Origin of the sequence: Pedobacter polaris, from assembly GCF_005116505.1 — a bacterium.
GTDB lineage: Bacteria > Bacteroidota > Bacteroidia > Sphingobacteriales > Sphingobacteriaceae > Pedobacter > Pedobacter polaris.
Genome location: NZ_SWBR01000002.1, coordinates 1,158,545 through 1,184,536 on the forward strand (window position 1 = coordinate 1,158,545; position 25,992 = coordinate 1,184,536).

General features: G+C 34.8%; 22 protein-coding genes. 9 read left to right on the top strand and 13 right to left on the bottom strand.

The window, feature by feature from the left end; all coding sequences use genetic code 11:
• Positions 1 to 18: 18 nt before the first annotated feature.
• Both FA048_RS11035 and FA048_RS11040 read right to left on the bottom strand, forming a co-directional pair.
• Positions 19 to 1,314 (bottom strand): epoxide hydrolase family protein, encoded by a 1,296-nt coding sequence (locus FA048_RS11035; RefSeq protein ID WP_136840782.1) that lies wholly within the window; start codon positions 1,312 to 1,314, stop codon positions 19 to 21.
• A 50-nt stretch (positions 1,315 to 1,364) separates the two neighbouring features.
• Positions 1,365 to 1,775 (bottom strand): cupin domain-containing protein, encoded by a 411-nt coding sequence (locus FA048_RS11040; protein ID WP_136840784.1) that lies wholly within the window; start codon positions 1,773 to 1,775, stop codon positions 1,365 to 1,367.
• Between the two features lie 451 nt (positions 1,776 to 2,226).
• Between FA048_RS11040 and FA048_RS11045 the strand changes: the two genes are divergently transcribed.
• On the top strand, positions 2,227 to 3,003 hold the full coding sequence (locus FA048_RS11045; RefSeq protein ID WP_136840786.1) for a DUF998 domain-containing protein: 777 nt from the start codon (positions 2,227 to 2,229) through the stop codon (positions 3,001 to 3,003).
• A 140-nt stretch (positions 3,004 to 3,143) separates the two neighbouring features.
• Here the strand turns inward: FA048_RS11045 and FA048_RS11050 are convergent, their stop codons facing one another.
• A complete protein-coding gene (locus FA048_RS11050; protein WP_136841313.1) occupies positions 3,144 to 3,434 on the bottom strand; it encodes a winged helix-turn-helix transcriptional regulator in 291 nt (96 codons plus the stop codon).
• 306 nt (positions 3,435 to 3,740) lie between these two features.
• Positions 3,741 to 4,157, bottom strand: coding sequence for an MmpS family transport accessory protein (locus FA048_RS11055; RefSeq protein WP_136840788.1), 417 nt, complete (start codon positions 4,155 to 4,157; stop codon positions 3,741 to 3,743).
• Positions 4,158 to 4,453: 296 nt separating this feature from the next.
• Between FA048_RS11055 and FA048_RS11060 the strand changes: the two genes are divergently transcribed.
• Both FA048_RS11060 and FA048_RS11065 read left to right on the top strand, forming a co-directional pair.
• Complete coding sequence (locus FA048_RS11060) at positions 4,454 to 5,392, top strand: sensor histidine kinase (protein WP_169306857.1); 939 nt, start codon at positions 4,454 to 4,456, stop codon at positions 5,390 to 5,392.
• Positions 5,379 to 6,083, top strand: a complete 705-nt coding sequence (locus tag FA048_RS11065) for a LytR/AlgR family response regulator transcription factor (protein ID WP_136840792.1) — start codon at positions 5,379 to 5,381, stop codon at positions 6,081 to 6,083. Before FA048_RS11060 ends, FA048_RS11065 begins: the two co-directional genes overlap by 14 nt.
• Positions 6,084 to 6,175: 92 nt before the next feature.
• On the opposite strand, the gene FA048_RS11070 is transcribed toward FA048_RS11065, so the two are convergent.
• Positions 6,176 to 6,916, bottom strand: coding sequence for an SDR family NAD(P)-dependent oxidoreductase (locus FA048_RS11070; protein WP_136840795.1), 741 nt, complete (start codon positions 6,914 to 6,916; stop codon positions 6,176 to 6,178).
• Positions 6,917 to 7,006: 90 nt separating this feature from the next.
• Between FA048_RS11070 and FA048_RS11075 the strand changes: the two genes are divergently transcribed.
• Positions 7,007 to 7,387, top strand: a complete 381-nt coding sequence (locus FA048_RS11075; protein ID WP_136840797.1) for a winged helix-turn-helix transcriptional regulator — start codon at positions 7,007 to 7,009, stop codon at positions 7,385 to 7,387.
• 71 nt (positions 7,388 to 7,458) lie between these two features.
• Positions 7,459 to 7,902, top strand: coding sequence for a hypothetical protein (locus FA048_RS11080; RefSeq protein WP_136840799.1), 444 nt, complete (start codon positions 7,459 to 7,461; stop codon positions 7,900 to 7,902).
• A 385-nt stretch (positions 7,903 to 8,287) separates the two neighbouring features.
• On the opposite strand, the gene FA048_RS11085 is transcribed toward FA048_RS11080, so the two are convergent.
• From FA048_RS11085 to FA048_RS11110, 6 genes are all read right to left on the bottom strand, one after another.
• Positions 8,288 to 9,529, bottom strand: coding sequence for a hypothetical protein (locus FA048_RS11085; RefSeq protein WP_136840801.1), 1,242 nt, complete (start codon positions 9,527 to 9,529; stop codon positions 8,288 to 8,290).
• 29 nt (positions 9,530 to 9,558) lie between these two features.
• Positions 9,559 to 10,029 carry a DUF4625 domain-containing protein gene (locus tag FA048_RS11090; RefSeq protein WP_136840803.1) on the bottom strand — a complete coding sequence of 157 codons (471 nt, stop codon included), beginning with the start codon at positions 10,027 to 10,029 and terminating at the stop codon, positions 9,559 to 9,561.
• A gap of 29 nt (positions 10,030 to 10,058) precedes the next feature.
• Positions 10,059 to 10,994: a DUF4625 domain-containing protein gene (locus FA048_RS11095; RefSeq protein ID WP_136840805.1), complete on the bottom strand. Its 936-nt coding sequence runs from the start codon at positions 10,992 to 10,994 to the stop codon at positions 10,059 to 10,061.
• A gap of 32 nt (positions 10,995 to 11,026) precedes the next feature.
• Positions 11,027 to 13,426 (bottom strand): TonB-dependent receptor, encoded by a 2,400-nt coding sequence (locus FA048_RS11100; RefSeq protein ID WP_205943471.1) that lies wholly within the window; start codon positions 13,424 to 13,426, stop codon positions 11,027 to 11,029.
• Positions 13,427 to 13,547: 121 nt separating this feature from the next.
• Positions 13,548 to 13,904, bottom strand: coding sequence for a hypothetical protein (locus FA048_RS11105; RefSeq protein WP_136840807.1), 357 nt, complete (start codon positions 13,902 to 13,904; stop codon positions 13,548 to 13,550).
• Between the two features lie 124 nt (positions 13,905 to 14,028).
• Complete coding sequence (locus tag FA048_RS11110; protein WP_136840809.1) at positions 14,029 to 14,583, bottom strand: DNA-3-methyladenine glycosylase I; 555 nt, start codon at positions 14,581 to 14,583, stop codon at positions 14,029 to 14,031.
• Between the two features lie 338 nt (positions 14,584 to 14,921).
• Here FA048_RS11110 and FA048_RS11115 point away from each other — a divergent pair, with 338 nt between their 5' ends.
• Entirely contained in the window at positions 14,922 to 16,247 is a 1,326-nt protein-coding gene (locus tag FA048_RS11115) for an MFS transporter (RefSeq protein ID WP_136840811.1), read from the top strand.
• Here the strand turns inward: FA048_RS11115 and FA048_RS11120 are convergent.
• Entirely contained in the window at positions 16,244 to 17,632 is a 1,389-nt protein-coding gene (locus FA048_RS11120; protein ID WP_136840813.1) for a Gfo/Idh/MocA family protein, read from the bottom strand. The genes FA048_RS11115 and FA048_RS11120 overlap by 4 nt on opposite strands.
• 29 nt (positions 17,633 to 17,661) lie before the next feature.
• Positions 17,662 to 18,357 (bottom strand): endonuclease/exonuclease/phosphatase family protein, encoded by a 696-nt coding sequence (locus FA048_RS11125; protein ID WP_169306858.1) that lies wholly within the window; start codon positions 18,355 to 18,357, stop codon positions 17,662 to 17,664.
• Between the two features lie 338 nt (positions 18,358 to 18,695).
• On the opposite strand from FA048_RS11125, the gene FA048_RS11130 reads away from it, so the two are divergent.
• The 3 genes from FA048_RS11130 to FA048_RS11140 all read left to right on the top strand — a co-directional run bounded on the left by FA048_RS11130 (position 18,696) and on the right by FA048_RS11140 (position 25,984).
• Complete coding sequence (locus FA048_RS11130) at positions 18,696 to 25,043, top strand: alpha-2-macroglobulin family protein (protein WP_169306859.1); 6,348 nt, start codon at positions 18,696 to 18,698, stop codon at positions 25,041 to 25,043.
• Positions 25,044 to 25,127: 84 nt separating this feature from the next.
• Positions 25,128 to 25,412: a hypothetical protein gene (locus tag FA048_RS11135; RefSeq protein ID WP_136840819.1), complete on the top strand. Its 285-nt coding sequence runs from the start codon at positions 25,128 to 25,130 to the stop codon at positions 25,410 to 25,412.
• Positions 25,409 to 25,984, top strand: a complete 576-nt coding sequence (locus FA048_RS11140; protein WP_136840821.1) for a hypothetical protein — start codon at positions 25,409 to 25,411, stop codon at positions 25,982 to 25,984. Before FA048_RS11135 ends, FA048_RS11140 begins: the two co-directional genes overlap by 4 nt.
• Positions 25,985 to 25,992 lie beyond the last annotated feature (8 nt).

The following is a 25,992-nucleotide window of genomic DNA, read 5'->3' on the forward strand; positions in this document are numbered from 1 at the left end:
ATTATTATTGTTTTTATATTATCGAAGAGATTTGAATGCAAGACGTAGTTCTGCTGTGAACAATTGAGGTTGTTCCCATGCTGCAAAATGTCCGCCTTTATCTACTTCGTGAAAGTAAATCAGGTTTTTAAAAGCCTTACGTGCCCAAGTTTCAGGTGATGCAAAGACATCATCCGGAAATGTTGTGATAGCAACTGGCAATTTGATCTGATCTGTTTTCATTGAAGCTGAACTCACAATCTCGATATTTCTGTTTTCCCAGTAAATTCTTGATGCAGACGTTGCGCTGTTAGTAAGCCAATACAATGAAATATCATCAAGAACTTCATCTTTTGTAGGCAATTGTTTAGGATCTGTACCATAAGACCAATTAGCAAAACCAGGATGTAAAAGAAGCCAGGCTGCAAGACCTGCAGGAGAATCATTCAAAGCGTAACCTACTGCCTGAGGTCTTGTGGTCATTGTCATTTTATAGGTAAAATCACCTTCCCTAATTGATTTACTAAGATGATTAAAAGCAGCGCGTTCTTTTGCTGAAAACCCTTCTGGTGCTATACCACTTCCAAGAGCCTTCCCTCCCTCTGTCGGCAATGTTGCAGGTAAATTGCTATGAATGCCAAGTAATCCTGTTGGTGCCTGTAATGCCATAGAATTAACAATACCAGCTCCCCAATCGCCACCCTGAGCAACATATTGTTTATACTCCAAACGTTTCATTAACACTGCCCATGCTTTTGCAATCCGGTCAATATCCCATCCAGCTTCTGTTGGCTTACCTGAAAAACCAAAACCAGGCAATGAAGGTATAACTACATCAAAAGCATCTTCGGCCTTTCCTCCATAAGCAACAGGATTAGTTAATGGCCCTATAACGCTCATAAATTCGAATACTGATCCCGGCCATCCGTGACTTAGGATAAGGGGCATTGCATTCTTTTCCTTAGAGCGAACGTGAATGAAGTGAATATCTACACCATCAATTTTAGTTATAAACTGCGGATAAGAATTTAATTTAGCTTCTGCTTTTCTCCAATCATAATTAGTACCCCAGTAGTGTACTAAGTCTTTCATTTTAGAAAGATTTGCTCCCTGAGACTGATCTACAACTGTTTCTTTGCTTGGCCATTTTGTATCCTGAATACGTTCTTTTAGATCTTTTAAATCTGCATTCGAAATATTGATGCGATAAGGACGAATTACTTCATCATTCTTTACATCTGTTTTTATTTTCTCTTGTGCTGTAACTTCGCTAAGCACTAGCGTGAATAGTATTACCCATACTGTATGAGCAATGATTTTTACTCTATTTTTCATTTTGTATTTACTTTTTGTTTTTTAACTCTACTTACTTCTTGTTAAATCCTTTATTTTTTCAGAACCAAAATTGGTTTCCCCTTTTCCACAATATAAGTCGCTAGTTCTGAAGCTTTTGAATTACTATTATTTCTTGCTGAATGCAGTACGCCTGCCGGAATAAAAAGTACTTCTCCTGCTTTTAGTGTTACAGGTTTATCATCATTGATCTGATATTCTAATGAACCTTCAAGCACATAAATAACTTCTTCACCCGGATGAGAATGTTTTCCGAAAGCAGTATGCGGTGCAAAATCAATTCTGGCCTGTACCGTTTCTCTACCGGGAATACTAAGATCATGTCGTTGTAAATCGGTACGTTTTATCCCTGATTGTTGTGCCGAAACATTACTTGAAATAATTAATGCAAAAAAGCTAAGAATAGTAATTGCGTTTGCTTTGAAATTTTTATTTGTTTTCATTGTTTTTGATTTTAAATTATGTGATTGTTATTAATTTCTTGGTCAAAAGTATTTCGATAACAATGCTTGTACAATCACGAAATAGCCAAAACGGACAAAGTGAGTCCTAAAACGGACATACACAAACTTGAAGATCAATTTGATAAAGGAGGAAGACTTAGTCTTTTAGAATACGATTTCAATAGTAATTTTTACAGACGATAAAAAACACTATTTACAACCTATCATTAAATACAAAACAGAGAAGGACAAGGCGATAGAAGTACAAATTTTGCAGGAACCTTTTCACAACCACTGGAACCATATGTAAATCAGAGTGTTGCAAATCATATTTTTCTAAAAAAAATCTGAACTCTGAGAATTGGATTTGAAAATTTACTATTTTTGATAGGAATAGGATGACTAAAATATTCACAAAACATCTTAGTCTTAACCTCTTAAAAAAACGACCATGGCAAATCCTCAAATTAAATCCGGCTCCATTGCTGACCACAAGAAGGAAGAGAAAAATGAACTGGTCTTCTCCTACCTTACACTCCGAAATCTTATTGGCTTCAGCGGAATTTTGCTTCCATTGGTATTAGCTATAGCACCGAAAAGACCCTCTGATTACTATGGCTTCGAACCATCCATTAGCGATTACTTTTACACCGATCGCGGAGATATTCTCGTGGTGGTGCTTTGCATACTGGGAGCTTTCCTTATTACCTATACGGGATATACCTGGAAAGAACAGCTATTGACTTTTGTGGCTGGGGTTTGCGGCATTGGTGTTGCGTTCGTACCAACAAAAATGGACTGCCTAGAATGCAATCTCAGTGTCCATACAGGGAATGGGGGCGTTTTCAGTTTTATAGCGGGAACAGGCTGGCATTTTGGTTTTGCGGCAACTTTTTTTCTGTGTTTGGCCATCATGTCGCTGGTTTATTTTACGTTGGGGAACGATGACCAGAATCGTCGGAAGCCAAATGGAAAACTTACCCAAAAAGCAATTAGAAACATCGTTTTCAGGATATGTGGATGGGTAATTATTGGTTCTCTGGTTGTGTTAGGATTGTATTTTATTATCAAGCCAGATCTGGGAAGGTTCCCGATAGTATTCGCATTTGAAACTTTAGCGGTTTTTGCTTTTGGGTTCTCATGGGTTACTAAGGGTCAGACTCTTTGGCCAGACGGTGAACACTACTTGGCAAAGGGAGTAAAGAACGTGAAGAATATGCTGAAATAACTTCTTTCAAAGTAAAAAGCTTTTTTCCTTAATCTGATAACAATAAATTTTATAAAATCTAAGTTAATCTCAATAAAAAAATAATTGCAATAGCTCTAACGAGTTTTATGAAATAACCTGACACCAACAAAGAACGAACATTATTCCCCAACAATTTCCTTTCGGTGTGCAATTCCCCACTCTGTTAAATTGCTAATTATAGTTTGTAATGTAAGGCCGTGCGGCGTAAGTTCATATTGAACCGTTATAGGCTGTGTATTTAAAACCGTTCGTTTTACCAATTTGTTTATTTCTAATTCCTTTAATTCTTTGCTCAACATTTTGTTGGAAATGCCTACTACATCATTCAAAATGTCCGAAAATCGTCTCTTATTATAATAGCAGATAGATGAGATAATGGCTATTTTCCATTTCCCATTTAGCACGTCCATCGAACCCCTTCGGCTCCACAAAGATAACTGATAATCAATCAGTTATAATATTAACACCAATTTTACACCCCAAAAAGTGTAGTTGGGTGTTTTTTTTAGAAATTTATTAAAGTATACAAGATGGAAAATGAAGGTATAAAATCTTATTTGAGGGCTAGTACCATGAATTTAAGCCCTTATCATCATAACAAAGAATTTCATCTTCATTATAGAAATGCTACATAAAACATTACCTGTGTGAAAATGAACATTCAATGTTCGGCTTCGGCACAGATAATGTTTTGCAATTTTTAAGCTAAATGTTGATTATTTGACAACATAAGGTAAAGTTGGCATTGTGAAAATATATCCATCAGTACCCGCAGTTTGTTGCGTACCAGTTTGTACTGCAACCCCATCAACATAAATTGTTGATTTTGCCGTTTGACCAGCGATGCCAGGCTTGTTTGTAACTGCATTTACACCAAATCCTGCACTGCTAGGAAATGATGATACCGTTATTTCGGCAGACCACGGTAATTGACTTACAGTAACGGTTTCATTACTGCCATTTGCTTGGATGTAAACAACCATAAATTGACCAGTGTAATTGCCAGTAATCTCGTATTTAACTTTCTTACTTTTACTTTGAGGTCCATTAGAGTCATCGTCTTTACCACACGAGGTAAATGCTAAAGCCAACATAAAAAGGCCGACTAGATTTTTGATTAATGTAGTTTTCATATTGTATCTGATTTTGTAAACTCAAACCTAAAGAATTAAAATTTTTGTTGAAAAAACTTATGTAGCCAGAAATATGACGTATGTGGCCATCCAATGCGCCATTCATGCCCTAAAACCTGTAGTTCGCTACATTTATTATTATATCACCAGGTTTTTATCGATTTTTGCCTCTATTGAAAAGGATAGCACAACATATCATATTCTGGATTTGCTACATTTTGTTTTGTATCAATATGGAATACATATGGGTAAAAACGGTCTTCCCTAATATGGATACCCTAGTTCTATTGAAAGGGATGTTTCTTTCTGCCGGAACTACCACACTTCCTGAAATTTTATTTGCTTACTATTTAATATATGTAGCATACGAAAAGCTTGCCAATAAAAAGGGTTCCCAGATTCTTAATTTTATACAATTGGCTATTATGCTGGTTATTTGTGTAACTCTAGTAAGGTTATCTGGCTTTTATATTCTAAACAATTTGGCGTATGAAAAAAAACTTTCGGAAAAGGTATTATGGGATTGGGCAGTTATGTGGAGATCCCTAATTTATTTTGGGTTTTCATCGGGTTTGGCACTTTCCTTAAGGTTATTCCGTAAACAAGTAACTGCTGCTAGAAGAGAAAAAGCCTTGGTTGAAGAAAAACTTAATATAGAGTTGAAACAACTTCGTAATCAACTAAACCCTCATTTTTTATTTAATACACTTAATAATATTTATTCCCTGACCCGTAAAAAATCAGATCTTGCGCCCGATGCCGTGCTAAAGCTTTCCGATTTATTGGACTTTATGCTGTATAAGGCAGAAGCAGATACCATATCTCTGGAGAATGAAATACAATTTCTGGAAGACTATATTTCATTAGAAAAAATACGCTATAGCGATAGACTTGCCCTCAACTTTAAAAAAGATACCCATCAACCAACACCTGAAATAGCTCCGTTAATTTTACTTCCGCTGGTAGAGAATGCCTTTAAGCATGGTGCAAGCGAATCGGGATCGGAAGTTTCAATTAATATAGAAATTACTCAAAGAGAGATGGACTTCAACTTTACTATTGAGAATACGTTTGACCCTATTGAATATCCAAATCCAGGTGGGAATATAGGCCTTAAAAATGTAATGCGTAGATTAGAACTCATTTACAAAGAGCACAATATAAAAATAAACAGTAAATCTAATTTGTTTCGGGTTACGCTATATATAAATCTTGATAGTTATGGAAAAGCTTAAATGCATAATTGTTGAAGATGAGCCCCTTGCTGCAGACATATTAAAGGATTATGTTTCAGAGGTTCCTTTTTTAGAGCTTGAAGGTATATATATAAATGCACTATATGCGCTTGAGGCCATGCAGCGCACAAAAATAGATGTCATATTTTTAGATATACATCTTCCCAAATTAAAAGGTTTTGATTTCATAAAGACCTTAAAGGAAAAACCAAAAATCATCATTACCACAGCCTATCGGGAATACGCTTTGGAAGGATATGAGTTAAACATCAGCGATTACCTTTTAAAACCTATTAAATTCACACGGTTTTTAACAGCTGTTAATCGATTAGAAAACAAGGAAGAAATAGCAATTCAGCCACAACAAAATGGGTTCATTTCAGATAAAGATCACTTAGTGATCATTTCAAATAAGAGCAGAGTTAAAATTTATCTGGATGAGATACTTTACATAGAAAGTAAAAAGAAATATATTCAAATTTTCACTAGTAACTTGTCATACCAAACAAGAATGCCACTAAATGAAATTGAAGAGAAATTAAATAAATTGAATTTTGTTCGCATTCACCGATCTTTCATCGTAGCTAAACAAAAGGTACATTCATGCTCCGCAGTAAAAGTAGAATTAGAGGGACATACAGTTCCAATAGGAAGAAGCTATAAGGAATATGTCCAACAAATTTTGAGATAAGGGGACATATCTCTTTAGAAACCTGTCCCCTTTTAAGGTGCATTTACCCAAGAGCATATTAATTTAGGCAAACCTTAGGCTATTAGATTTATTTAAGCATTTAATCCACCATCCATGGTAATTATTGAACCTGTCATGTATTTACCTTCCTCACTTGCTAAAAAATTAACAAGGCCTGCAATATCATCAACAGTTCCATAAGTTGGTATGGCCATTCTGCTTCTTAAAAAGTCTGCTAAATCAGTATCAGCAGGATTCATATCCGTGTTTGTAGCACCTGGCTGGATAAGGTTTACAGTGATGCCTTTTAGACCTAAATCTCTTGCAAGCCCACGCGTAAAACCTTGCAAAGCTGATTTGCTCATAGTGTAAAGCGTAGTTTGTGGTCCCAATGCATTATCAGCCATATTGCTTCCAATGGTAATGATCCTACCGCCAGCAGGCATTGCTTTACTTGCTGTTAAAGCAGCAACAAATACCGCTTGTACATTAATGGCCATAATCTTTTGGTAATCATCCAAAGTATGTTCTTCAAATGCTTTCCCTATATATATGCCTGCATTATTTACTAGAATATCAATGTGTTTATATTCTGCAATAATACCTTCAATTACTGTAGCTAATTCATTAGGATTTTCATTGTCGGCTTTTACGGCTTTTGCCACTCCCCCTGCAGCAATGATTTCTTGAACCACCTCATCGGCTTTTTCTGGCGAATTCGTATAGGTGAGTATAACAGTAGCACCTGCTTTGGCTAATCTTTTGGAAATTGAGGCACCCATTCCACGACTTCCACCTGTTACGAATGCAATTTTTTCATTTAAATTTTTCATCTTATGTTATTATTTTCGGTAAAAGTAAATACAATAGGCTATTTTTGCAGGTACGCACTAAATTATTAGGTACTAACAAAAAGGTAAGAAATGAGAAAAGAAACGTCTACGAACGCTTTTAATGAAAAAGCAATCAATGCTAACTGTGGTATGGCATTTTCACTAGCTGTTATTGGCGGAAGGTGGAAGCCAGCTATTTTATGTCGCCTATCTTATGAAACGTTACGTTACAGCGAACTTAAAAAATCGATTGATGGCATTTCTGAACGCATGCTTGTTGCTCAATTGCGTGAACTTGAAAAAGATAAAATTATAGAAAGAATTGTCTATCCAGAAGTACCACCAAGAGTGGAGTATCAAATGACAGCGCTAGGTTTAAGTATGAGACCAATGTTAAACACCATGTCTGATTGGGGGAACTACTACCGCGAGCATGTTAACGTACCACAAGATGTTGATAGTGTTAAATAACGATGAAATTGGATGAATTTTTATCTGGTTATATTTACAAGCATTATTTTGCAATTAACTATAAAAAGCGCATGAAAAAATTAATATTTGCACTCCTACTCTTTCCAATATTTAGCCTTGCTCAGGTAATACCAGAAAAAGCAAATCAAATCATTGTAGTTAACAATCAAACTGCCTACGCTAATTTTATTGATGTAAAGCTTTTACTTGCTAAAAAAGGAATTGAACTTGCTAGTCAGGATAAGGATACTTTTGAGGTAAAAAGTGGATCTATTATGGTTGATAGCTTGAGTAAAAGTTATTATACTTTTACTTGCAGAGATGACAAGATCATCATTACAGGGATAAATAAAAGCAATAGTAAAGCAAGTGATGCAGATACTAAAACGGCAGTTAAGCTTGAAACAATTGCTAATGTTGGATTAAAAGGATCGTTAACGCAATTGAGTTTCAAAGCAATGAATGATTTTGCAAAATTTTTAGGCACTAAGCTAAAATACGAAGTTCTGAAGTAAATATTCGTCCACAAAATCGTACTTCGTATTAGATTAAAAACTTGGATTAATGTTTCCCTAATGGATAATGCGATATGAATCCTGTATGTCCCCCTCTAGAGAGTTTATCCCGATTCATCAGGAGGGTAAGGAATTTTGCCTTCATATGCAATAGCTAATTCTTTAATCTAAACCTTTAAAGATTCCACTCCCTTTGATTCCACCGCCGGCGGGGGACACAGGATACCTAAACCACGAGAAATTCATTATGCATGATGCCCTATGGAGGGTTGGGAGAAGAATGCATTTTGATTCTCCAAAAGAAAAATAATTTATCATTACTTCAAAATGCTGGAATAGAAATCAAAAGACAGAGGTCAAAGAACTGACCTCTGTCTTTTAGCTACTAATCGTTATGTCCTGCGCTGGTTTCAAAACCTAATAACGTTAATCTTACAGGTTTAGCAGAAACTTTATGTTTAATTACTTTACTAAAATCTGATAGATTAATTTGGTGTACTTCACCTAAGCTAGGCATAGCTACATAAGCATATTTAGCTGTGGCTTCCAATACTGGTTTGTAGGTATCAGCAGCATTTACTGCAGCTATTATAGCACCTTCTTTTTTTACTGCTCCTGTAAGCAAATCATAAATTTTCAGCTTACCATCAAGTGTAAGTATCAGCAAATTATTCCCTGCATAGTCTACTTTACATTGAAAAGCATCTGTACCTGTATAAATTGGTGTAATTTTATTATTGGCCACATCCACTAGATAAGCACCTTTGTTGGCTGCATAACCGATAAACTTTTTAGCTTTTTCTGCATATAAAATGGTACCTAATCTAAATGCCCCAAAACCATCTGGATTTGAGATAAATTTTTGCGTACCATCTGCTGCCACTACCAACACCCCACCAGAGGTTGCTGCTGCCGAAGAAAAAGCTCCAAATACCGCATTTTGACCATCACTAGCATTACCATGTATAGTACCAACTTCTTGTTTGGCGCTGTGAACTGTAGTTCCGTTTTTATCTGTTATAATTACACTTGTAGGCGATTTTCCAACTGCAGTTGTAGCGGTAATGGCATAGTTGCCATTGCTAAATTGAGCCATCGCACCATGATGTGCCAATAAACCTGCATTTATAATTTTAAATTTGGCATTAGCTACATTAAAATCTGCTTCATTACCTACACTTAGGGTACCATCTCCATCATTAAAAATCAGGTTTTCTCTTCCTTTACTTTTGAAATGGGTAGGTTTAATACCATTGGCCGTAATAAGCGCCCATTTAGCAACACCATCAACATCTACATGGTCGTCATGCAATAATAACCCACTGTCAAATACTTCTACAAGGTTTTGAGCACCATACAATACTGTTGCATACTTACCAGAAGCTGTACCATAAATACTAGGCATTGGGTATTTGGTATTAAAAGTGTTGATTTTTGCAGCAAAAGGATCAATCTGCGTAAGCGTACTAGCGGTTTCATCGCTTACCAATACACGGACAAATTTGAACTCTTTTCCTGTTTCTTCGTCGATTACTTCGGGCACAGACCTGTCTTTTTTACAAGCCGAAAAACTTGCAGCGATCAATACGAATAAGGCCAATGCCTTAAAATTGTTTGTTGTTTTCATTTTTTTAATGTTTAAAAATTGAGGATTATTTAATTGATTTTAATACTTAGTCCTTTAATGGTTTGCCAACCTGCTTGATCGGTTAAGCGAATCAAGAAATGATAATCTCCTGCATCAATATCTGCTGGTACGGCAATTTCTTGGGCTATTTGATAATTTCTTTGACCGTCTGGCAAAGGAAAATCCTTGATTAGCAGCAATGGTTTTACAGGAATTTTAATGGGTTCAAGAGTGCAGTCGTTTACTTCTGTACTATGGCTATGGTGATCAAAATTGTGATGGATATCTATACTTACAGACCCCAATTGAACATTGTCACTTAAACTTGCCTTAAATAAAAATTTCTCTCCGCGTTTAACGATACTACATTGTTTAGGAAAGGCATCAGCACTGCTGATAGCTATAATTGGATAAGTGGTATCCACGGTTTCGCTTTCTTTTTTACAGCCAGCAATAGTGAGTAAAACCGCAGCCAAAAAACATAATGATCTGATTTTCATTTGAATAATAATTAGTGTTAAAAAATAAATTAGTTGTAGTCAATAGCAAATTCGATGTACTTGCTAAAACTCATGTTGTGTGTTGTATTTTTATAGAGGACAGCGTAGTAGTAGTCTCCACTACTCCAAGCTTTGGATCCAGTGATAGGATTTCCTTGTGGTAAATTATGGTCTGTTGTAGCACCAACGGTTAAGTCAGGAAAATTACGGGTGGTGGTAAATGTGCTCATGTCAAAAACTACATTCGAAAAGAAACCTACTTCTTTCCAAGCATTGTGTTCATAAACATCATATACAATTACCTTATTAAAATCTATTTGATCTATCGATTCGGGCCGATGGTTTGCATTTTTTTTAATAAGCAACAAGTACATTTTTCCATCACCTTTTACACCACCGATTGTAACTTGACTTTGCAATATTTGCCCCTTTTTAAGCGTTGCCGATGGGTTTTCAAATTTTCCATTGCGATAATATACTTTACCAGATTCGGAAATATTTAGTATACTTAAGATTGGATTAACTGGCAGACTAGCAACACTGTAAATGATGAAGTCTTTTTTAATTTCGAGTTTGCGCCCATTTTGATCATGCACAATGACAAAGAAATCATACTTACCTTCCGGTGCATCTGTAGGGATATCAAAATGTTTGTGCAAAGTGACATTTTTAACACCTTTATACTGCTCATAAGTAATCTCATACTTCCAAGGTTTAGTATACGATTCGCCTACTTTTTGTACTATCTTAAGCTCAATAATAGCTAATTTTTCTCCTGCCAGGATATCAGCATTGAAGTGAAAATCGTTACCAATCACGGCAAATCCACCATTAGCGAGACCTATTTCTAAATTTTCTATGCTTGGAAGCCTATGCTCGGGCTCAATGGTTTCCTTATCCTTTTTACAGGCTGCAAACAAAGCGATCAGCAATAGCAATAAGAATGATAAATTGTTTTTTTTCATGTTTTTAGAATTAATAAGAATGGGTTGATTATTTAAAAATTAAATGGCACTTTAACAGACAATACTATATTCCTCCCTTGTTCAGGCAAACTAATAAGTCGGTAAAAACTAGTATGGTTAAGGTATTTGGTATTAAAAATATTTTGAACTTGGAGGCTCAAACTGAGGGATTGCCCATTACTAATATTCACCTTGGCACCTGTTTGGAGATTGAATAATTGATAACCTTTTGTTTTTTGCTCTGGTGGCACAATGTTGTGTTGCTTAGCTGTAATTCTATAATCTATAGAGAAATATGGTTCTTTTAAGAAGCCAAATTTTGGTAAGTTATAGCTAAGGTTAAACAGTGCAGAGGCAGGAGGAGAAAATGGCAAGGTATAGCCTTTTTTACTGCCGGATAATTGTTTAGCATAAAGATATTCCAGTAAAAATGACGAACTTATTTTTGATGAAAACTGATATTTAAGCTCTGCTTCACCCCCATAACGCATAACTTTACTTTGTGCATATTGAAAGACTTGATTGCCTGCTCCATAAAAATAATCGTGTGCAGCAGTTGGATTTAAATAGATATAATTTGGGAAATAATTAAAAAATGGGCTGATTTTAACTGTCCATTTGGATGAGTGAAATGCAATGGATAGATCTACCTGATAAGATTGCTCCGGATTAAGGTTTCGATCTCCCTTTTCATAACTGAAATAATGATAATTTACCCCGTTAGCACCTAATTCTTTGGCGATAGGTATCCTAAAACTCTTCCCTATATTTGCTTTAAATTCTAACTGTGGCAGGTTATAATTCATACCAATAGACCATACCAAACTATTGAAGTTTCTATTAAGCTGTTGGGCACGAACCAGCAATTCGGTTTGGTTAGCAGCACCATTTGTGGTTTCAGATAAAAACCAATCTGTATATTGATGTAGGTTAATTTGTGCAAAATCATACCTCAATGCCCCATGCAATAACAAACGATCGTTTACCTCCCATTTATCATAACCATATAGTCCAAAAGTTTGTTGTTTAAAAGCGGGAACTAAAAAACTCCAACCATTAATTTCATTTTGCTGTAGCTCTGCATTGGCCCCAATTTGCAAGTGGTGTTTTCCTAAATTAAAATGGTCTTTAAGATTAAAAGAATAAACATGTTTATCAAAAGCACGCTCTAAATTGATTGGAATGTTCAAACTGCTCGGATAAACGGGCGGCATGTAACCATGATTCACGTAATGATTAAACTCTTCCCGAAAATTATGTTGATAGCCAAATTCGGCTTCAATTGCATGATTATATATGTTGAAGTTGGTGCGATTGATGAGCTTAAAATGAGCTACCTCTTGGTTGGGCATTAAAATATCACGATCACTTTGATCATGAAGAGCAGCATCTACCCTTCTCGGCTCTAAACCATGGGCATTGGCAAAAAATCCGCTTTTACTAGTGATGTGACTGATGTAGAAAACAGACTTAAACTGATTACCTAAATATCCAGTATTGAAATGTAGGCCCATTTCTTTTCCAGCTGTATTTCTTAAAGCCCTTTTATGCAGTGGAACAGCAAAATCATATACATATAGTGTATCTGTAGGCACACGGTAATCACCATAATTTTGATAGGTTATGCGTGTATCAAAAAATAGGGTATTTTTTCTTTGGTATAAATGAACAGAAGTACCATATAGGTTATTGTTAGTTTTGCCTATCAAATTCACATCACCACCAAAACTATTTGGTGCAGGTACAGTTGGTGCTTTAATATGGATTGCACCAGCAATGGCATCTGCCCCATATACAAATGAAGCTGCGCCTTTTAGTAACTCTACTTCTTCTGCAGCAAATTGGTCTATTTCTAAGCCATGATCTGCACCCCATTGTTGCCCTTCGTGCTTAATCCCTTTATCAACAACTACTACTCTGTTAAACCCTAACCCTCTAATAAGTGGTTTTGATTGTCCAGAACCTATACCTATTGTTTTAATTCCAGGTAAACGTTGCAAGGTTTGCATTAAACTGCCTCCTAAATTTCTTTGAATAAAGTCTGATTTGACAATTTCTAAATTGAGTGACTCTTCTCTAATGCGTTGCTTATTAGCATTATTTTTAATGGTTACTTCGTCTAAAAGATGTGAAGCACTTCGCAGTTTAATATTTACATGTACATCTTCATCATCAATAACAACATTTTGCTTAAAAGACTGATAACTAATAGAATTGATGAATACATGATACTTCCCATTAGCTAAGTTTTTGAATTGAAATCTACCTAGCGAATCACTAATAGTTGTGCGCAGGGGTTTTAAAAGGTTTAACTGCAAACCTACAATAGGTTGATTCTGGTCATCAGTTAGTGTGCCATAGACATTTCTGGTTTGGGCAAGCAAAGCCTGTCCAAAGCAAATGCCAACAAACAGCAGCATTATCTTTTTCATAAAAAAGGGTACGCAAACGCGTAAATTGCGACTAACGAAATGTTAAGTCAATAAAAATTGGATATAGCTTAAAATGGCGCAAGAAATTGCGCAATAGGTTAAGGCAAAGAAAAGCCTTGTATTAAGAATTTAAAGCAGGAGGACCTTTATTGGTGAAACCTTGTAAGGTAAATTTATAAAAACCGATATCGTACAAACCACCAAAAACTTCGGCAGCTGTAATGGGTTTAGCTAATTCGAAATGATTACTAAAAAGAATCGGCACTGCATTTTGATGCGCTAAAAAATGACACACATCACAACTTTTTACAAATTTTTGGATAGAAAGTTCTGAGGTATGTTGCTGAACATCATCATGATGGTGAAAAACCTGAAAAACAGACACAAATAAAAAAACAGACATCATCAAAAGAGATGCTGCTTTTTTGAAAGTTTTAAGATATGTAGTCTGCTTTTTCAAATCCCAGCAAATTTGCATTATAAAATTTGGTAATCCAAATCAATTGTACTTATCAGTTTTAGTTGCATTAAATTATCGCAAATGAGCCAAGGTAAATTTCACTCTGTTTCAAGGGTTTATCCCATTTAAAAAAAATATAAACTTATTTTATCTTTTCTAACCATTTAGGATTAGCTTTTTGTATTTCTTTCTGGATATTACAACCTTCATCATGTGCGCCTGGCAGATAACCAATGCTCATTAAAAATTCGTTTACAATTTCTCCACCAGTAAATTTAAATGTCTTTTTGAAAAGCTTAACCCATTCTGCCTTGGTTTTAGGATGATGGGATTCCAACCATTTTTCGAAAGAGCCAAATTCCTTTTGGAGCTGCACAATAGTTTTTGCATTCTCAATGGCTGCATTAATTTTTAATCTATTCCTTATAATTCCTGCATCATTTAGCAATCTTTCTCTATCAGTTTCAGTAAAAGCAGCAATTTTTTGGATATCGAAATTGGCAAATGCTTTTCTAAAAGCATCCTGCTTTTTTAACATGAGCTCCCAGCTTAGACCGGCTTGATTGATTTCTAATACAAACCTGCAAAATAACTCATTGTCATCATGAATTGGGAAACCATATTGATGATCGTGATAAGCTTTGTGTAATGCCTTTCTTTCTTCGGGCATATATTCAATTGCGGTGCAATAAGACATAAAATTAATTTGTGGATTTAAGTTTTTGTGCTTGCTAATTTAATCAAGTTTAAGGCGAAATTGCCATTCACGTCGAAATTTAATTGGTTAAATTAAACTGTTTATTTATTCGATTTGTCACCCCCGAGCTTCTCAAAGTGTACACCAAAGTCTTCGACTACGCTCAGACTGACAGAATGCTAAGCCTAGTTAATTGGCTAAATAGTAATCTTTATCTTTACTCGATTTGTCACCCTGAGCTTGTCGAAGGGCATGCGTAAAGGTTTCCAATAGCTTATGCAGAAAAATTTTAAATCCTAATTTATTGGTTAACTTAGTTATTTCAAATCCATACCCTAGTGCTTAAAACAAATTCTACTTACCAAGAGGCTTTAGTTGACGATAAAATATCTGCTAAAAGATTAAAAGCAATTTTTGGAGGTTCGATTGGCAATTTGGTAGAGTGGTACGATTGGTACGCTTATTCGGCTTTTGCCATTTACTTTTCTGCTTCATTTTTCCCAAAAGGGAATGCAACTGTTCAACTGTTAAATACGGCAGGAATATTTGCTTTAGGCTTTTTAATGAGGCCATTGGGCGGTTATATTTTTGGGCGCCTGGCAGATAGAATTGGTCGCAAAAAATCGATGATGTTTTCTGTGTTGTTAATGTCTTTGGGTTCCCTACTTATTGCATTTATCCCCACCTATGCAACTATTGGTATTTTTGCTCCTATCCTATTGTTAATTGCCCGGCTTTTACAAGGTTTAAGCGTGGGAGGCGAATATGGTGTATCTGCCACTTACCTTAGTGAAATGGCGTCTAAAAATCGTCGCGGCTTTTATTCTAGTTTTCAATATGTAACTTTAATTGGCGGACAATTGTTAGCACTTGCCATCCAATTGATATTGCAAAAAGTATTACTATCTGATGCACAAATGAATGAATGGGGCTGGCGGATTCCTTTTGTTATTGGCGCTATTCTTTCTGTCGTTGCCCTTTATTTGAGAAAAAATTTAGAAGAAACCCAAGCTTTCGAAAATCAAAAATCCCATACCTCTAATAAAAAGGGAACAATAAAAGAATTGTTAAAACATCCTAAAGCAGTAATAAAAGTTATCGGATTAACATTGGGGGGCACCTTAGCCTTTTACACCTATACTACCTACATGCAGAAGTTTTTGATAAACACCATGCACATGAGCAAAGAACAATCAACCTTAATGTCTTTTGCAACCTTATTTATTTTTGCCTGCCTACAACCTGTTTTTGGCGCATTATCTGATAAAATTGGACGTAAACCCTTACTAATTGGCTTTGGTGTGATGGGTACCATTTGTACTGTTCCTTTGCTAACCATATTAAGTCACACCACTTCCCAATGGCAAGCATTTTTTCTTTTAATGGTTGCATTACTTATTGTGAGTGGTTATACCAGCATCAATGCCATTGTAAAAGCAGAACTGTTTCCGGCAGAAATTAGAGCTTTAGGTGTTGGCTTACCCTATGCTTTAACAGTAGCTATTTTTGGTGGCACAGCCGAATATATTGCGCTATGGTTAAAAGATATAAACCATGAAAGTTATTACTACTGGTACATTACCATTTGCATTTTCATTTCTTTAATGGTTTATATCAGCATGAAAGACACAAAAGAAGTATCTGAATTGGATAAAGATCACTAAACCACTACAGCCGTTAACTTTTTAGTTTTCCTGCTTTTTTCGGCCATAAAGCCCATTAAGTGACTCTCGATAGATTCATCTATAGTTGAGGTTAACATTTTCGGATCTTGGTTTGCAACTGCTTGGGCAAAATCTTTTGCCAAAAACCAATCCCCACCGCCATGACCGCTATTTTTATAACCTTCTACATCTTCGGCAATCGGTTTAAGTTTAGTAACCTTACCAGTTCTAAAATCAGTAATCACTAATTCTGTCATATCCCCTACCATATCTCCCATTGAGCCAAAAATACGGGTTCTTCTTCCATGGTAGGACGCAAAAGCTTCCATAGAAAAGTTTGCTGTTATGCCATCTTTAAAACGAATGCTGGTAATGTAATGATCTGGTTGATCATTGTCCATTCTGTAAACACAGCGCCCATAATTGGTTGTTTTTAAACGCTCCATAGCCATTGCTTTTTTATCTTTAGTATCAGCCGGAATATCTAAAACACTATTTCTTCCACCTCTTTCTACATATTCTTTTATGGCCGAATAAGGGCATTCTCTTTCTACTTTACAGCCATCTGTACAACGATCGGTACTCCCCGCCGGTGCATTTGCTAACTTAAACCATTTTACATCGCCCATGGCAATAATTTCTTCACATGGTTTATCGATAACCCATTTAATGATATCTAAATCATGGCAAGATTTGGCAAGTATAATTGGTGTAGTTTGTTTGGAGTTGTGCCAGTTACCTCTAACATAAGAGTGTGCCATGTGTGTGTGTTCAATAGGCTCTAAATGCTGTACACTCATCACTTCACCAATAGCACCACCAGCGAGTAATTCTCTCATTTTAACAAAATAAGGAGCATACCTTAATACATGGCAAACCGCTACAATTCTTCCTTTTTTTCTGGCCAAAGCCAATATCGCCCTGCATTCTTTTTCTGTAGGTGCAATTGGTTTTTCTAATAAAATATCATAGCCCATTTCTAAAGCTTTCATGCAGGGTGCATAATGCAAATTATCTGGGGTGGTAATAATAATTGCGTCTGCAAATTTTGGACGAGCAAATACATCTTCCCAAGTTTTAAAACGATTTTCATCAGCTATTTTATGGGTTTTAGCATACTTATCATTTCTAAATTGAACCGGCTCTGCAACTCCAATAATATCTAAATGATCAGGAAAAGCAGCAGCAAAACCTCCATAAACATTTCCCCTATTTCCAGCACCCAAGGTTATTGCAGTAACGGCTTTTGCCATTGGCTTGTGGTTAGGATTTGGAATTATTTCGTAACTAAAAGTATCATCACTAATTTTTGCAATGGTTTCTGGTGCAATAAATGCTGCTCCTAGTGTTACACCTAAATTTTTAATTAAACTTCTACGATTCATGTGATTTTATTGAGAATTTATATTTTGTTCTACTTGATTTGATACACTGTAACAACAGGCCTATGGTCTGAAGCATAAGTTTCTGGTATAACATAATAACCACTTACATTCCAGCTAGCATTTTTTAAAGCAATATAATCTATTGTCTTTTTAGGAAAATCCTGAGGAATGGTACGGGCACAACTAGCTGTGCAGCTCCTTTTAAATTGTTGGTCTAACAAAATAATTGGTTCTGCTCTTGCTTCGCAATTCAAATCGCCAACTAAAATAATGGCTTCTTTTTTTGAACCTAATGCTGCTAAAATACTTTTCATTTGTACAACACGATTGCTATCTGCCTTGGTTGCGTCTAAATGTGTGTTTGCAAATATTAAATTGGTTTTGTTTGGAAGGGTAACCGTTGCATAAGATAGTATCCTAGCTTCTGCCTTTATAACTTGGGGCAAATCTATCTTTGTACCGTTTTTGATGGGAAATTTACTTAAAATGGCTACCCCATAATCGCCACCATCATGGTCTATTGCCTTAAAGAATTGATATTGCATTCCTGTTTTTTCGGCTAATATTTTAGCTTCATCAATATTGCCAGAACGTTTAGTAAACCGATCTACTTCTTGTAGGCCAACTAAATCTGGGTTTTCTTTTTTTATCACTTCAGCTATAGCATCTAAATCAATTAAGCCAACTTTAGAAGGCGGGTTGGCATGATGGATATTATATGTCATTACTTTTAAAGCTAAACCTGAGTTTGCTTGAGAATTTGAATTTGAACTAATTTTAGCAGAACAAGAGCAAAATAAAATGAGGATAAATAAAAAAATAAGCTTTCTAGGTGAGTTATTTTGCATTTGTTTCATTTTGTTTCGAAGCTTAAATTATCAATTAAATTTAATAACCAAAAATTACATTTGTCTTAATTTTATTACAAAATCAGAAGTTAAATCTTTTGCCTTACTGATACCCTGTCAATAACTATAAGTTCATGAATTAACTCTATTTTGTAAGATTGAAATTATTTTATGGAAATTTTGACCAAATGCCATCTACAAATAAAACATTGCTTATGAAACTTGCTATACGCTTCTCTTTTTTATTAATCTGCACACTCCTATTTAACTCTTCAGCATTTAGCCAGAAATACTCCATTGATGATTTTTACAAAATAGATTCAACCGCTAATCAGGCAAAGCCTAAAGATGCATTGGCATTAATTGAAAAAATAAATGCACAAGCAAGAGCAGAAGGTAATTCGGCAATGCTTATTAAATCTGTCATTTACAGAATGATGTTTCAAAGTTATTTGGAAGAAAATGCCTTTGATAAAATCTTAATCGACTTGAGAAAAGACATCAGCCTTGCCAAACAACCTGAAAAAAGCATTTTACAGTCACTATTGGCCGAAACTTATTGGAAGTTTTACCAACAAAACCAGTGGAAAATTGCACAACGAACAAATGTTAAAGCTAATATTGGGGATGACATTAATACTTGGTCTACCCAGAAATTAATTGAGGAAACAACAAAGACCTATTTGGCTTCGGTAAGTGAAATTGAGCTTTTGAAAAACACAAAGGTTGATTTTTTAGACAATGTTTTAGCTGGAGATAAGAGTAGTAGAATTTTTAGACCAACACTTTATGACTTGTTGGCTCACAGAGCAATTGATGTTTTTACCAATACCCAAATTGCTTTAACACAGGCAGAAGAAGAACAACTTAATTTTAATGACCCAATTTGGTTTGCTGATAGAAAAATATTTTTGAATTCACCATTGCCACAAAGTGATAGCACGTCATTTTATATCACAGCACTACAAATCTTTAAAAATCTAATCTCTTTTCATACATACGGTGAAAACAAAGCTGCCTTGGCTGATGCCGATTTACGAAGATTAAAATTCATTGCCCTGAGAAATAGTGATAAGGAAGCATACTTTAACGCCTTGCAGTCACTATCCACCAAAAGTGCTGAGACAGAGATTTATGCAGACATTTTATATGAGCAGGCAATGCTTTATAAAAATGACCAAATGCCAGCCGACACTAATAAACAAAATTTGGTTAAGGCAGTTGATTTGGCAAATAAAGCAACTAAAGCCTACCCTAATAGTATTGGCGCAAAAAATTCAAAAAACTTAATCAATCAAATAAAAACAATTGAGCTTACCACTCAAACCAAGGCCCATGTAACTCCCAATCATGCTGTTCAATTACATCTTGCCTACAAAAACTTAGATACTGTCTATTTTAAAATCTATAAAAGACCAATGGGTGAGCTTTTATACAATAAATTAAACAATAGAAAAGAGTTTTTTAACTTTTTAGAAAACAATAGAGAGATTAGGGAATGGTTTGAAGTGGTACCAAAATCTAGCGATTACCAAACACATACTTTAGTAGCAAAAATTGAGGGTCTTACCTACGGTAATTATTTATTGATTTCTCAAAATACCAAAGCAAAAGAAGTAGAAACTATTTTTGCATATTCTACTTTTAACGTTACTGATTTAATAGTTACCAACAGACTAATTAGCAATGGTATACACGAATATTTTGTAGTTAACGGAACCAATGGAATGCCTTTAAAAGGGGTTACCATTCAACAAGAACGGAATAATTACAACGGCAAAGGTTCATTAGGCAAACTTTTAACAACAAACGATTTTGGTTATGCATCAACAGATGAAATTCAAAATATAAATACTGCACTTGTATTTTTAAAGCAAGATACCCTATCACTTCAAGTAAATAATTACAATAGAAGATATAACCAGGATGATGACGACAATAAAAAAGTAATCTTATTTACCGACAGACCAATTTATCGCCCCGGACAAACCATTTTTTATAAAGGTCTTTTTATTGATTATAAAGATGACAAGAACGTAATTCTAACAGGAGAAAAGTTAGACCTTACTTTTGAAGATGCAAATGGAAAAGAGATTGAAGAGAAAACTGTAACCACCAATGAGTTTGGAACTTTTCAAGGTTCATTTACTATCCCTATGGGAAAACTAAATGGACAAATGCGACTAGAAACGGAATACGGTGGTATAAATATTCAAGTTGAAGAATATAAAAGACCCACTTTCGAAGTTGTTTTCGATAAGTTTAATCAGCAATACAAACTTAATGATAGCATAAAAGTACAAGGTAAAGCTTTGGCATTTTCTGGGTATTCGGTTAGCAATGCAAAGGTTTCGTATAAGATTTATCGCAGGATGATTTTCGATTATAGGTTAAGCTATAGTCAATCTTATGCTATTTATGGTGTTAACGCATTTCATAAACAGCAAATAGCCATTGGCACATCAACAACTAAAGCAGGTGGAAAATTTGAGTTTAACTTCTTTGCTAAAGCACCTAACGATAAAACGAATTATGCCTTTGAAATTGAGGTAACGCTAACTGATTTGAATGGAGAAACCAGAACAAAATCTACAACTATAAATGTGGGTAAAAAAGATATTGCATTAACAGTAACCAACGACAACATGTTGTTTTTAAGTGCTAAAACAGACAGTATTTCTTTTTCTGTTACCAACTTAAACTACGTACCAATTAAGGCTTCAGTTAAAGCTGAATGGTTTTTACTAGAGGCACCAAACAGGCTAACCAATAAAAGTCCTTTTTACGCAGAGCAATATACTTTGAGCAAAGAAGAATTCATTAAGGCTTTTCCTAATGATGATTACAATAACGAACTCAATTTTGCAAAATGGCCTATCATTAAAACACAATTTAATCAAAATAGCATAGTCGATAAAGGTCTAGGTAATTTTAAAATCAGTGAAAATGAACTGGCTTCTGGTTATTATAAAGTTAAATTTATTGCTAAAAACGAATTAAATGATACCACTTCTATTGAACGTTTTGTAACGGTGTATGGTAAAGAACCAACAACAATTAAAACTAATTTAGAATGGATTGTAGCAGAAAAAAACTTCATTTCTCTAAAAGAAAGTGCAGTATTTAGAGTTGCAGGTCTAACCAAAAACAGCAAAGCTTATTACGAGGTTTATTATAAAAATACCATCGTAGAAAAAGTTTGGCTAAATCTTTCACCAAAACAAACATTTGTTAAAATAACGCCGAAACCCAATTTTGAAGACGGTTTTGCAGTACAATTTACTATGGTAAACAATGGTAGCGTTTATAATTCATTGCAAAGAGTATATATCCAAGACCCTACGAAACAACTAGATATTAAATTTTTAACCTTTAGAGACAAGTTACAACCTGGCGAAAAAGAGAGTTGGAAACTACAAATCAGCAATAAAAGTGGCGAAAAGGAAATGGCAGAAATGGTTGCCACTTTATATGATGCCTCTTTAGATGATTTTAAAAGAATGAGTTGGAACCAGAACTTAAGAAATACTTTTAATTACGAGGAGTATGTATGGCAATTTAGCAACAACCAACTTAGTTACGGCAATGTGCTTTGGTTTTTGAGAACTTACATTGATTATAGCACAAAGATTAGGCAATATGAAAATCTAAATTTATTTGGCTACAACTATTATGGTGGTTATAATTATGGTTATCGAAATTATATACAAAATCTCCAAAACAAGATAAAAAAGGGTATATCTGCGGAGGCTTCAAACAAGTTGGCAGAACTGGCAAAGGGAAAACTGCTATACGGAATTGTATTAGATAATGAGGGTTATGCGATACCTGGAGCAGTTGTAAAATCTGGAAAACTAAATACGGTAACTAACTATTATGGAGTTTACGCCATAGATGTAAAACCTGGCGATGAATTGACAGTAACATTTGTAGGTTATAAGACAAGCAAAGTAAAAGTTGGGCAAAAGAAAAGATTAGATTTTAAATTACAGGCTAATGGAAATGCATTAAATGAAGTTGTAATTACTGGGGCGGGTGCAGTTATGAAACGTAAAGAAGTGACTGGTTCGGTTTCAACTTTGGATCAAGTTACATTAAGGGGGTCATCTAGTTTAGAAGGAAAAGTGGCTGGTGTTCAAACTAATCAAATTTATGGAAATAGCAGTCCAGATAATGATTTATTTAAAGAAGAGGAAGCTTTAAAAAATAGACCCAACACAAAACTTAATAATATTATTCCACGTACCAATTTCAATGAAACCGCTTTCTTTTACCCTCAATTAAAAACCAATGAAAATGGAGAAATAAACATTGAATTTACCATTCCACAATCGTTAACTCGGTATAAAATGATGGGGTTTGCTCATACTAAAGATTTAAAAACAGCAACCATTAGCAATGAGTTAGTAACGCAAAAACAATTGGCCATTTCTGCAAATGCTCCACGTTTTTTCCGTGAAGGTGATACCATTTTGTTTAGTGCTAAACTGAATAACATATCGGGCAAAAAATTAAAAGGAGATGCTTATTTAGAGTTAAAAAATGCTTTAACAGGAAAAGTAATCCAAATTTTAAAAGTCGGCAATCAACTTCAAAAAGATTTTGAATTAGAAAATGGCGGCAATGAGGTTTTAAAATGGACATTAATCATCCCAGCAGGCATTAGTGCTATAAGTTATAAGGTTGTAGCGCAAGCTGGAAAGTTTAGTGACGGTGAAGAAATGACCATTCCAGTTTTACCAAATTCAATGTTGGTTACAGAAAGTATGCCGATCAATGTTCGTGGCAATACGAGTAAAACATTTACAATGGAGAAGCTGATCAATTCAGGTTCATCAAAAACCTTGCGCAATCAGGCTGTTACTTTCGAGTTTACTTCAAACCCTATTTGGTACGCTGTACAAGCTCTACCTTACTTAATGGAATATCCTTATGAGTGTGCAGAACAAACTTTCAGTCGTTTTTACGCCAATAGTTTTGCAACAGGAATTATCAATAGTTCACCAAAAATCAAAGAGGTATTTAATCAGTGGCAAAATACGAAAAACGGGGAAGCTCTTTTATCAAATTTGGAGAAGAATCCAGAGCTGAAATCAATTTTATTAGAAGAAACACCTTGGGTTAGAAATGCTAATAATGAAACGGAACGCAAAAAAAGATTAGCTGCTTTATTTGATTTAAACCGAATGACTTATGAATTAAAGAGCAATTTCGAAAAGTTAGAAAAGATGCAATATAATGATGGTTCTTTCCCTTGGTTTACTGGAATGGAGGGTAATCGGTACATCACCCAACACATCGTTTTAGGAATTGGTCAACTTAAAAAACTAAAACTAATAGACGATAAAACTTACCCAACGTTAAACGCAATGTTAAATAAAGCAATTATCTATTTGGATAAAGAGTTGGTAAAAGATTATAAGAATGAAATAGCCGGAAAGCATTTAGATTATATGCAATTACATTATTTATTTGCAAGAAGTTATACCAATCAAATTAACACAAATCCAGATTTTATAAAAGCAAAAGACTTTTACCTAAAAAGAATTGCAACAAATTGGAAAACTTTTAGCAGCTATCAATTAGGGCAAACTGCCTTAGTTTTACATAGAAATGGAAATAAGACTGAGCCTATAAAAATTATTAACCTACTTAAACAAACCGCTCAACAGCATGAGGAAATGGGAATGTATTGGGCAGATAATAAAAGTGGTTGGTGGTGGTACCAAAGTCCGATTGAAACACAATCTTTATTAATTGAAGCATTTGATGAAGTTGTTGCTGACAGTAAATCTGTTGAGGAAATGAAAATTTGGTTATTAAAGAACAAACAGACCAATGATTGGAAAACTACCAAAGCAACCGCAGCTGCTTGTTATGCTTTATTAATGAAAGGTTATGATTTGCTTGCAGAGTCTGCTGAACCAGAAATTTTAATCGGCAACCAAACTCTTACTGATTTAGGTTTTGCCAATAACCGAAAAGAAGCTGGCACGGGCTATCAAAAAGTTACCATTGCTGGTGTTGCCGTTAAACCAGAAATGGGTAAAGTTGAAATAAAAAATAACAATAAAACCATTGCGTGGGGTGCCTTATATTGGCAATATTTTGAGCAATTAGATAAAATTACACCTGCAAATACAGGCGTAAAAATTAAAAAACAATTATTTATTCAGAATAATACGACCAAAGGCAATATTTTAACCCCATTAACAACTGCTAACGTGCTTACTCCTGGCGATTTAGTGAAAGTACGTATCGAAATTTATAGTGACAGAGACATGGAATATGTTCACTTAAAAGACATGAGATCAGCTGGTTTTGAACCTGTAAATGTAATATCTAGATACAAGTATCAAGATGGGTTAGGTTATTATGAAAGCACAAAAGATGCCAGCACTAATTTCTTCATCGGCTATATGCGCAAAGGAACTTATGTTTTTGAATATGAACTTAGAGTTACTCATGCAGGCAATTTTAGTAATGGAATTACTTCATTACAATGCATGTATGCACCAGAGTTTACCACACATAGTGAAGGTATAAGAGTAAACGTAAAGTGATGAAAAATACCGAGAAATAAGTATTGTAGTAAATTTTCTTCCTAGTTAGTTTTGGTTAACTATTAAACCATAAAACAAATCAAAATGACACAGGGAAAAAAATTTTTAATGATGGCAATGGCGCTTCCATTGCTAGTTACTGGCTGCGAGCTTTTTGAAGCAGAACCAGAAGAAGAAACAAAAAAAGTTGACAATACAACTTATACTTACAGCTACACTTGTGCAACTGGCAAAAAAAATACAATTCAAATTCCGAATAGGCTTTCTTCTTCTTGCAAAGCAAATTGGGAATACTATGCAAGAACCTATGGTTGCAATGATGCCAACAATTTTGCAGAAGCAGAAAAAAGAAAGGGCCAATGCCCATGAGAACCTTACTTTTTGTTATGTTAGTTTGTGCCACTACTTTTGTAAGGGCACAAATTAAATTAATATCCGGTCAATACACTACTGAGGATGGCTATTATACTGTAACTATAAATTACAACCAAAACAGTTTAACCTTAATTGAACCTAATTTAACTTCTACATACAACAGAGTTGAAGGAAATATTTTTTCATACGTACACCAAAGAAACAATGTTGATTATCGAATTGAGGTTATCAATCCTTCAACCATTCAGACTTTTAAACAAGGAGTAGCAAATAGCAGGCACACCATTAAATTAACCAGCACAAGCAATGTTGCCAGTTCAGAGCAGTTTAAAACTTACTATGCAATGGCAGAACGTTACAAGGCAAAAATGCTTACTGATAAAAAAGATGCTCAATTGTGGTCTTTTTGTGCAGCGGCAGCAATGGCTCGTAGTACAATGAACGATGAAGGTTTTAAAAATTATGCAACTAAAGTTTCCTCATCAATTAAATTGATTACCATCAACAAAGCTAAATGTCCTTGTGAAGATGCAATTCCTACTGATATTTGGAATAAAGCAAACTAGTAAATAAA

Coding starts and splice junctions, on each gene's coding strand:
- FA048_RS11080 (WP_136840799.1), top strand. CDS start 7,459: ATGAAAAAATTAATATTTGCACTCCTACTCTTTCCAATATTTAGCCTT.
- FA048_RS11120 (WP_136840813.1), bottom strand. CDS start 17,632: ATGAATCGTAGAAGTTTAATTAAAAATTTAGGTGTAACACTAGGAGCA.
- FA048_RS11065 (WP_136840792.1), top strand. CDS start 5,379: ATGGAAAAGCTTAAATGCATAATTGTTGAAGATGAGCCCCTTGCTGCA.
- FA048_RS11055 (WP_136840788.1), bottom strand. CDS start 4,157: ATGAAAACTACATTAATCAAAAATCTAGTCGGCCTTTTTATGTTGGCT.
- FA048_RS11050 (WP_136841313.1), bottom strand. CDS start 3,434: ATGGACGTGCTAAATGGGAAATGGAAAATAGCCATTATCTCATCTATC.
- FA048_RS11135 (WP_136840819.1), top strand. CDS start 25,128: ATGACACAGGGAAAAAAATTTTTAATGATGGCAATGGCGCTTCCATTG.
- FA048_RS11045 (WP_136840786.1), top strand. CDS start 2,227: ATGGCAAATCCTCAAATTAAATCCGGCTCCATTGCTGACCACAAGAAG.
- FA048_RS11075 (WP_136840797.1), top strand. CDS start 7,007: ATGAGAAAAGAAACGTCTACGAACGCTTTTAATGAAAAAGCAATCAAT.
- FA048_RS11095 (WP_136840805.1), bottom strand. CDS start 10,994: ATGAAAAAAAACAATTTATCATTCTTATTGCTATTGCTGATCGCTTTG.
- FA048_RS11070 (WP_136840795.1), bottom strand. CDS start 6,916: ATGAAAAATTTAAATGAAAAAATTGCATTCGTAACAGGTGGAAGTCGT.
- FA048_RS11125 (WP_169306858.1), bottom strand. CDS start 18,357: ATGACATATAATATCCATCATGCCAACCCGCCTTCTAAAGTTGGCTTA.
- FA048_RS11035 (WP_136840782.1), bottom strand. CDS start 1,314: ATGAAAAATAGAGTAAAAATCATTGCTCATACAGTATGGGTAATACTA.
- FA048_RS11105 (WP_136840807.1), bottom strand. CDS start 13,904: ATGCAAATTTGCTGGGATTTGAAAAAGCAGACTACATATCTTAAAACT.
- FA048_RS11085 (WP_136840801.1), bottom strand. CDS start 9,529: ATGAAAACAACAAACAATTTTAAGGCATTGGCCTTATTCGTATTGATC.
- FA048_RS11100 (WP_205943471.1), bottom strand. CDS start 13,426: ATGAAAAAGATAATGCTGCTGTTTGTTGGCATTTGCTTTGGACAGGCT.
- FA048_RS11110 (WP_136840809.1), bottom strand. CDS start 14,583: ATGTCTTATTGCACCGCAATTGAATATATGCCCGAAGAAAGAAAGGCA.
- FA048_RS11060 (WP_169306857.1), top strand. CDS start 4,454: ATGTTTCTTTCTGCCGGAACTACCACACTTCCTGAAATTTTATTTGCT.
- FA048_RS11140 (WP_136840821.1), top strand. CDS start 25,409: ATGAGAACCTTACTTTTTGTTATGTTAGTTTGTGCCACTACTTTTGTA.
- FA048_RS11130 (WP_169306859.1), top strand. CDS start 18,696: ATGAAACTTGCTATACGCTTCTCTTTTTTATTAATCTGCACACTCCTA.
- FA048_RS11040 (WP_136840784.1), bottom strand. CDS start 1,775: ATGAAAACAAATAAAAATTTCAAAGCAAACGCAATTACTATTCTTAGC.
- FA048_RS11090 (WP_136840803.1), bottom strand. CDS start 10,029: ATGAAAATCAGATCATTATGTTTTTTGGCTGCGGTTTTACTCACTATT.